This is a genomic window from Bifidobacterium stellenboschense (assembly GCF_000741785.1).
Classification (GTDB): domain Bacteria; phylum Actinomycetota; class Actinomycetes; order Actinomycetales; family Bifidobacteriaceae; genus Bifidobacterium; species Bifidobacterium stellenboschense.
In genome coordinates this window covers 20,078-27,058 of record NZ_JGZP01000025.1, presented here as the reverse complement: position 1 = coordinate 27,058, position 6,981 = coordinate 20,078, and the positions used below count along the sequence as shown (strand labels likewise).

The following is a 6,981-nucleotide window of genomic DNA, read 5'->3' as shown; positions in this document are numbered from 1 at the left end:
CCACCCCCACCCGCTGCGCGGGGGGTCCCGCCGGCGGGACCGACCTGAAGGCTCCCTCTCTTCGCGAGAGGGAGCCTTCGTCATACATGCCCGTATAGTGAACCGCATGATCTCCATCACGACATCGAACATGAACGGCATCCGCGCGGCGAAACGCAAGGGCGTGGAGGAGTGGGCGCGGCGCAACACGCCCGACGTGTGGTGCATGCAGGAGGTGCGCGCCCCGCAGGCCGAGCTCGATCCGATTCTCGACGGTCTCGCCGCCGACTACACGGAGGCGGGCCGCATCGAAGGGCCGGCCGCGCTTCACCGCGTCAACGAGGTGTGCCGCGTCAAGGGCCGCGCCGGCGTTGCCCTGCTTTCCGACCTCGAGGTGACGGACACGCGCCATGGTCTGCCCGGTCTCGACGAGGACGTCGATTCGGGCCGTTGGATCGAGGCGGACGTCACCACGCCGCAGGGCTATTCGATCACCGTCGCATGCGTGTACGTGCACGCCGGCAACGCCGACGACGAGACGAAGATGGCGCAGAAGTTCCGCTTCCTCGACACGATGCTCACCCGCATGGGCGAACTGCGTGACGAGGCGGCGAAAGGCGGGCGTCAGGCCGTGCTGTGCGGCGACTTCAACATCGCGCACACGCCGCTCGACATCAAGAACGCGAAGGGCAACGTGAAGCACGCCGGCTTCCTGCCCGAAGAGCGCGCCTACGTGGACCGGTGGCTGGACGAGTACGAGTTCGTCGACGTGATGCGCGACCTCGCCGGCGACATCCAGGGACCGTACACGTGGTGGAGCCAGCGCGGCCGCGCCTTCGACAACAACGTCGGCTGGCGTCTTGACTACCAGTTCGCCACGCCGGAGCTCGCCGAGACCGCGCGCGGATTCGTGATCGACAAGGCGCCCGCCTACGATCTGCGCTGGTCCGACCACGCGCCCCTCACCATCCGCTACGACGTGTGACACCTCCTTTGCTCCCCCTTCAGGGGGAGCTGGCGGCCGAAGGCCGTCTGAGGGGGTGCCGCGGACGCCCATAAGGCAGTCGAAGGTGTTACCCTTAACAAGGTCGCAACCGTAAGAACGTACGAAACGAGGAACCATGGGACTGTTCGGATTCGGCAAGAAGAAGGACAAGGCCGAGAAGGCCGCAGTCGAGACCGAGGACGAGGACGCGAAGGCCGCCGCGGCCGCGAACGCCGCCGCCAAGGCCGACAGCGAGACCGCCGAGGAGACGGCCGCCGCGGCGCTGCCGGAGGCGAGCAGCGAATACGTGGGACGCGGCGAGGAACGCGGCCCGTGGGACGTGGACGACGAGGACGTGCCCGACTACGACGACTACCTCGACCTTGGCGCCTACTATCTGCCGTTCATGCAGCACATCGAGCTGCGCATCAAGGCGAACCGCGCCACCCGCGCCATCCTCGGCTCCACCATCACCTACAGGAACTCCAGCCTGGAGATCGAGGCGTACGCCGCGCCGAAGACTCTCGGCCTGTGGGAGGATTGGCGCGACGACTTCCTCGCCGCCAACAAGAAGGCCTCCGCCGTCGAGGGCGTGTTCGGCACCGAGCTGCGCCTGCCCGTCGAGATCAAGGGCGGCAAGACCCTCACCACGCGCATCGTCGGCGTGGACGGCCCGCGTTGGATGCTGCGCGGCATCTTCTCCGGCGTGGCCGCCACCGACCCGGACGCCGAGGAGACCGAGGCGCTGAACCGCTTCTTCTCGGACATCGTCGTCGAGCGCGGCGACGAGCCGCTCGCCCCGCGCGACCTCATCCCCATGCACCCGCCGGTCGGCCCCGCCGAGCGCAAGGCCGCGAAGGCCGCCGCCGAGGGCGAAGACGCGGACGAGACGCAGGGCAAGGAGCACCTGAAGGACGTGCCCACCCGCCCGGACGGCCCGTTGAGCCAGGACCAGCAGACGGAAGTCAAGACCACGCTCTCGCGTGGACCGATGTTCTCCGAAGTCCGCTGACGTGAGCGCATCCAAGCAATCCACGCAACGCAAACGCACCGGCCTCGGCGCACTCGCCGGGGCCGGCGACCATGCCGGAGGCGACGCGGGGGAGGACTTCTCCGTCATCGAGGCGATCGGCGGCCCGCGCGGCGTCGTCGAATCGATGCTGCCCGGCGTCGTGTTTGTCGTCCTGTTCATCGCGACGAACGACCTGAACCTCACCATCGGTGTGTCCGCCGCGCTGGCCGTCGTGCAGGTAATCGCCCGTCTCATCCAACGCCAGTCGGTGATGGGCGCGCTGAGCGGCCTCATCGCCGTCGGCATCTGCCTCGTGTGGGCGTGGAAGAGCCACGAGGCCCGCAACTACTACATGCTCGGCTTCCTCACGAACGGCGTGTACGCGGCGCTGCTCGCCGTCTCGCTCGCCGTGCGCGTGCCCGGTCTCGGCCTCGTCATCGAGTTCATCCGTCAGATGCCCACCGAACGGTTCCGCGCATGGTTCCGCGACTGGATGGACGACAAGGCGCTGAAACGCGCGTACATGATCATCACAGCCCTGTGGCTGGGCCTGTTCGCGCTGCGTCTCGCCGTGCAGGTGCCGCTCTACGTGACCGACCATGTGGGCGCGCTCGGCGTGACCCGTCTCATCATGGGTATCCCGTTCTGGGCGCTCGCCATCTGGGTGAGCTACCTCGTCATCGCCACGCCCCTGCACCGCCACAAGGCGGCCGCCCGCGCCCGCGAGGCGACCGAATAAGTCAAGCATCGAAGACAGCAGAAGCTACAACCGGAAAAGGAACCCATGGAAGCCGAAGTCCGCATCGAACGTTACGCCGACCAGGGCCGCTGCGTCGCCCACATCGACGGACGCGTCGTGTTCGTCCGTTTCGCCCTGCCCGGCGAGCACGTGCGTATCGCGCTCGACGAGCCGCACGACCGCGACGACCGGTTCTGGACCGGCGAGGTCGTCGAGGTCATCGAACCGAGCGACGACCGCGTCCCGCCCGCATGGCCGCTCGCCGGACCGCTCGCCATGGGCGGCGGCGTCGGCGGCGCCGACCTCGTGCACGTCTCCCTGTCCGGCCAGCTCAAGTGGAAGGCGGTCACCGTCTCCGAACAGCTGAGCCGGCTCGGCCATATCGACGTGGTCGTGCCCATCGAACGCGCGGAAGGCGACGAGACGCTCGGCGGCTTCCATTGGCGTACGCGCATCGAGATGATCGCCGACGAGGACGGCCGCCCGTCGATGCGCCGCCGCGGCACGCACGTGCGCGTCCCCCTCGACACGATGCCGCTCGCCACGACGACCCTGCTCGACGTGGCTGGCGAGCATCACGTATGGGACGGCGGCTTCGAACCCGGCTCGCAGATCCGTATCGCCGTGCCCGAACCGCGCGGCGACGTCACCATCCGCGACAATCACGCGATCCTCGTCGACGGCGAACTGACCGCCGGCTCGCGCGTGCTCAACGAGCAGGTCATGGTCGCCGGCACCACGTTCACCTACGAGGTCGACGCGAACGGCTTCTGGCAGGTGCACCGCGAGGCGCCCGTCGCGCTCGCGAACCACGTGATCGACCTGGCGCGCCGCGAACTCGACGGCCGCGACGATGCCGTCATCTGGGATCTCTACTCCGGTTCCGGCCTGTTCACGCTGCCGCTGGCGACGCTCGTCACCGAGCACACGCGCATGTTCAGCGTCGAGGGTGGCCGTGATGCGGTCAAGAGCCAGCAACGCAACCTGCGCCGCATGGATCTCGCGGACGTGGACGCTCGTTGTGGTGACGTCGCGCGCACGCTCGCGCACGTTCCCGCGCATCTCGCGAAGCCCGACCTCATCGTGCTCGACCCGCCGCGCGCCGGCGCCCGCGCCAAGGTGTGCCGTCAGATGGCGGAATCCGGCGCACGCTCCATCATCTACATCGCGTGCGATCCGACGTCGCTCGCCCGCGACACGGGCACGCTGCGCGGGCTCGGCTACGAGCTCGCCGACGTGCGCGCCTACGATATCTACCCGATGACCCATCACGTCGAGACGGTCGCCCTGTTCCGCCGCGGAGAGGACGTCGCGTGACGGGGGGCTTCGTCTCGCGGGATGCCGTCGCTTCGGGTGACGGTACCTCGGGCGGGGGTACTTCGGGTACCGCTGTGGTAGAGGATTCCATGACGACGGATGCCGCATCGTCGCCCTTGATGGTCTGGCCGCATGCGTTGCGTCATACGGCGACTCGGGCGGTCCGTATCGGAGCCTGCACCCTGTGCGCCGTGGCTTTGCTCGTGCCGGCCGCGTGCGCGCCGCGCGATACCGCGGTCGGCGACACGCAGGGCCGTTCGCCGTCCATCGCGCATGTCGGCACGGTGCGTGACGACGCGGTGATCGGCGTCGTCGGCTCCGCCACGGCCGCCGCCGATTCGGTGGTGTTGGACGCGTTCGCCGATGCCGGCTTGGAGGCCGTGTACGTGTCGGTGAAGGATTCCGGAGCCTCGGGGATTTCTGGTGATTCCTCTGGTTCCGGTTCATCCTCTGGTTCCGGTTCCGGGGCGGCCGGTAATCCCGATTCCGGTGATGGCTCCGCTGATTCCGCCGCCGTGGCCACCCGCGCCCAGCAGGGCGTGCGCGACATGGTTTCGCGCGTCGTGAGCCTCATCATCGTGTCTGACATCGATGTCACGGCCGATGCGGCCGGCTGGAACTCCGCGTTGCGGGACGCCCGCGACGCCGGCATCCCCGTCGCGTTGCTCTCGCCTGTGCATGCGCCCGCCGACGAGCGTCTCTACGCCGCCACACTCACCATCAACGACCGCGCCGCCGACGCCACCCCGATCGACGACGCCGCCATGACCATCCTCAACGACGAACTCCACGCCCGCCGGATCATCGTCAGCACGGTGAGATAGGGGATGGGGGAGCGCAAGGCTAGGCTGCGCATCACAATTCGTGCTGTCCGCCTGCCATCCCCGTCGGAGCCTGCCATCCCGCGTCGGTTCCGGCCAGCTTTGGCGCGGAACCTACGCCGGGTGCCTTTCATGCGTCGTATCCGTGCCATGCTTGGCGTGGAACCTACGCCGGGCATCCTCCAAGCGTCGTTTCCGCGCCACCCATGGCGCACTCCCGACGCTAAGAGCTCTCCCAGCGTCGTATCCGTGCCAAGTTTGGCAGACCGCCGACGCTCATGCCCCCGTCAGCGTCCGGGTTGTGTCATCCTTGGCGCGCTTCCGACTCCGGAAACCATCTCAGCGTCGCTGCCATGCCAGGCATCGGTACCAAGCGACGCCAATGGCACATCGACGACGCAGACTCACATCGATGTGATGGGTCCGGCGCCTTATGCACATCTCCGTGTTCTTTGGGTGTGCCAGGATGAGGGTGATGACGGTGTGATGTCGGTCGCAAGCCGATGGGAGGAGTGCGTTATGAGTGTCGCCGCGAGAATGTTCGATGCGGGCGTCGACCCCGATGTGATTCGCGCATACGCCGCGCTCGGCATTGATTTGGATCAGGCCATGACGTTCGCTGAATTCGCCGAGGTGATCGGAACCGTCATGCAGGAGGAACTGGAGCGCTACGATGACGGCTCCGACGATGAGGCGTACGTGCTGCGGGGAGCTCACATCGGCCATTTCAAAGACGCCGTGAAGAACGGCGTCATGCAGCACATGCTGGAACGTTGGTAGAGCTCCTGCATAAAGGGAAGAATGAAAACGGAATACGCCCCGAATACTTGGCTATGGAACTCAGGAACGTCCATAGAAGTCCTCGGTGCTGTACTCCTTCCACTTGAGATACATCTCCCGATAGTTCTTCTTGATGAACTTCTGAATGATGGAGATCTCTTTCGCGGTGAGTCTGCCTTGGCGTTCCAAAGTGGTGTCGCCGTTGGCTTTTACGAAGAACTTCGCTGAACCGGATTCGGTAAGTTTGGTGTCGCTGGCGTGTACATGCATGCATTCGATAACACCGAATGAAGAGAAGTACAGATAGTATCCGGCGACCATGAATTGGAAGTACTTAGGCATGTTCCTCCTCTAGGAATTCCCGGTTGTTCCGGTAATACTCCTGGACGATGCCTGCTTCCATGTCGTCCATACTGGTTTCGAGTATGTTGCCGCCACGATCGAGTACGATGGCCGAGTCGGGGCTGTTGAGGTTCAGGACTTTGACATGTCCGTCTTCGGCGTTGGTGAATGCATAGCCATTGACGATCATTCCCGCAGTGCTGGCGATTGCCGCGATATCAGGCATGGGCTATCCTCACTTTCTTGATCGGTTTGAGAAAATGGGCGGCGTCGATGTAAAGATCCGTAAGGATAGGCCCCAAATCGATGTATTCTTCCTCGGACAGGGCATTGTGCTTGTATTTCGCGTCTACGACCAGATATCCGTCATCATCCCATTGTTTGATATCCGTGTATCGTTCCAGTGAGTATGGGGCCCGGAAGCGTATGCGGTGACCACCATATTCGAACACGGTGAAGCCGTTCTCCGCACTCAGATACGCCGTATCGTTTCCCGGTTCCAGATTGCATGCAGGTGGTGCGCACATGGTCGATTCCCTCCTTCCGGTACCTGTCACGAAAGCGATTCCATGTTGTTTTCGATTATAGGCGGCGTAGGCTTGTACCGTTTCCGCCGGGGCGTGAAGGAGACGCCATGTAAAGGCGTGCGCGTCTCCGGTTGTTCGATGCGGTTCCAGACGACGGCGACGATCGCGGGAACGATGATGACGATGCCGATGCGTGCCACCCATATACCGGCGCCCGATCCGGGGATGAACGCCACGGCGAGAAGACAGACGAAGAACATCGCCATGCCCGCCATGCCGCCATGCGACTGCTCGCCGCCCCACACCGACTGCGCCGCTTCGCGCCCGCCGTCAATCCATTCCGATTCCATACCGCCCATTATCGCGCGTGAGTCCGAAGGTGGAAGTCCGGCAGAGTTGCCGCCATGTCCATTCCATCGGAAGAGAACGGTTCCGGTAATGTCACATGTGTGGGAATGGACATGTCGTCTGCTTTCTGG

At 65.1% G+C, this 6,981-nt stretch carries 10 protein-coding genes; 6 read left to right on the top strand and 4 right to left on the bottom strand.

Annotation, left to right across the window (positions count from 1 at the left end; translation table 11 throughout):
- Positions 1 to 106 precede the first annotated feature (106 nt).
- The 6 genes from BSTEL_RS10325 to BSTEL_RS10300 all read left to right on the top strand — a co-directional run bounded on the left by BSTEL_RS10325 (position 107) and on the right by BSTEL_RS10300 (position 5,633).
- Positions 107 to 964: an exodeoxyribonuclease III gene (locus BSTEL_RS10325; protein WP_034530162.1), complete on the top strand. Its 858-nt coding sequence runs from the start codon at positions 107 to 109 to the stop codon at positions 962 to 964.
- 136 nt (positions 965 to 1,100) lie between these two features.
- Positions 1,101 to 1,976: a DUF3710 domain-containing protein gene (locus BSTEL_RS10320; protein WP_034530153.1), complete on the top strand. Its 876-nt coding sequence runs from the start codon at positions 1,101 to 1,103 to the stop codon at positions 1,974 to 1,976.
- Position 1,977: 1 nt separating this feature from the next.
- On the top strand, positions 1,978 to 2,715 hold the full coding sequence (locus BSTEL_RS10315) for a DUF3159 domain-containing protein (RefSeq protein ID WP_034530152.1): 738 nt from the start codon (positions 1,978 to 1,980) through the stop codon (positions 2,713 to 2,715).
- A gap of 45 nt (positions 2,716 to 2,760) precedes the next feature.
- Positions 2,761 to 4,032: a class I SAM-dependent RNA methyltransferase gene (locus BSTEL_RS10310; protein ID WP_034530150.1), complete on the top strand. Its 1,272-nt coding sequence runs from the start codon at positions 2,761 to 2,763 to the stop codon at positions 4,030 to 4,032.
- A 191-nt stretch (positions 4,033 to 4,223) separates the two neighbouring features.
- Complete coding sequence (locus tag BSTEL_RS12245) at positions 4,224 to 4,856, top strand: type 1 periplasmic-binding domain-containing protein (RefSeq protein ID WP_238567698.1); 633 nt, start codon at positions 4,224 to 4,226, stop codon at positions 4,854 to 4,856.
- A 516-nt stretch (positions 4,857 to 5,372) separates the two neighbouring features.
- The gene (locus BSTEL_RS10300; RefSeq protein WP_156963284.1) at positions 5,373 to 5,633 is read left to right on the top strand and encodes a hypothetical protein; all 261 of its coding nucleotides are present in this window, start codon (positions 5,373 to 5,375) and stop codon (positions 5,631 to 5,633) included.
- A 60-nt stretch (positions 5,634 to 5,693) separates the two neighbouring features.
- Here the strand turns inward: BSTEL_RS10300 and BSTEL_RS10295 are convergent, their stop codons facing one another.
- From BSTEL_RS10295 to BSTEL_RS10280, 4 genes are read right to left on the bottom strand one after another with little or no spacing between them, the layout of a single operon-like run.
- On the bottom strand, positions 5,694 to 5,975 hold the full coding sequence (locus BSTEL_RS10295) for a DUF4160 domain-containing protein (protein ID WP_034530147.1): 282 nt from the start codon (positions 5,973 to 5,975) through the stop codon (positions 5,694 to 5,696).
- Positions 5,968 to 6,201 carry a DUF7723 family protein gene (locus tag BSTEL_RS10290; RefSeq protein ID WP_034530146.1) on the bottom strand — a complete coding sequence of 78 codons (234 nt, stop codon included), beginning with the start codon at positions 6,199 to 6,201 and terminating at the stop codon, positions 5,968 to 5,970. The genes BSTEL_RS10295 and BSTEL_RS10290 overlap by 8 nt, the downstream gene beginning before the upstream one ends.
- Complete coding sequence (locus BSTEL_RS10285) at positions 6,194 to 6,532, bottom strand: DUF7724 family protein (protein WP_202962087.1); 339 nt, start codon at positions 6,530 to 6,532, stop codon at positions 6,194 to 6,196. The genes BSTEL_RS10290 and BSTEL_RS10285 overlap by 8 nt, the downstream gene beginning before the upstream one ends.
- A complete protein-coding gene (locus BSTEL_RS10280; RefSeq protein WP_034530144.1) occupies positions 6,529 to 6,852 on the bottom strand; it encodes a hypothetical protein in 324 nt (107 codons plus the stop codon). The genes BSTEL_RS10285 and BSTEL_RS10280 overlap by 4 nt, the downstream gene beginning before the upstream one ends.
- Between the last annotated feature and the right edge of the window lie 129 nt (positions 6,853 to 6,981).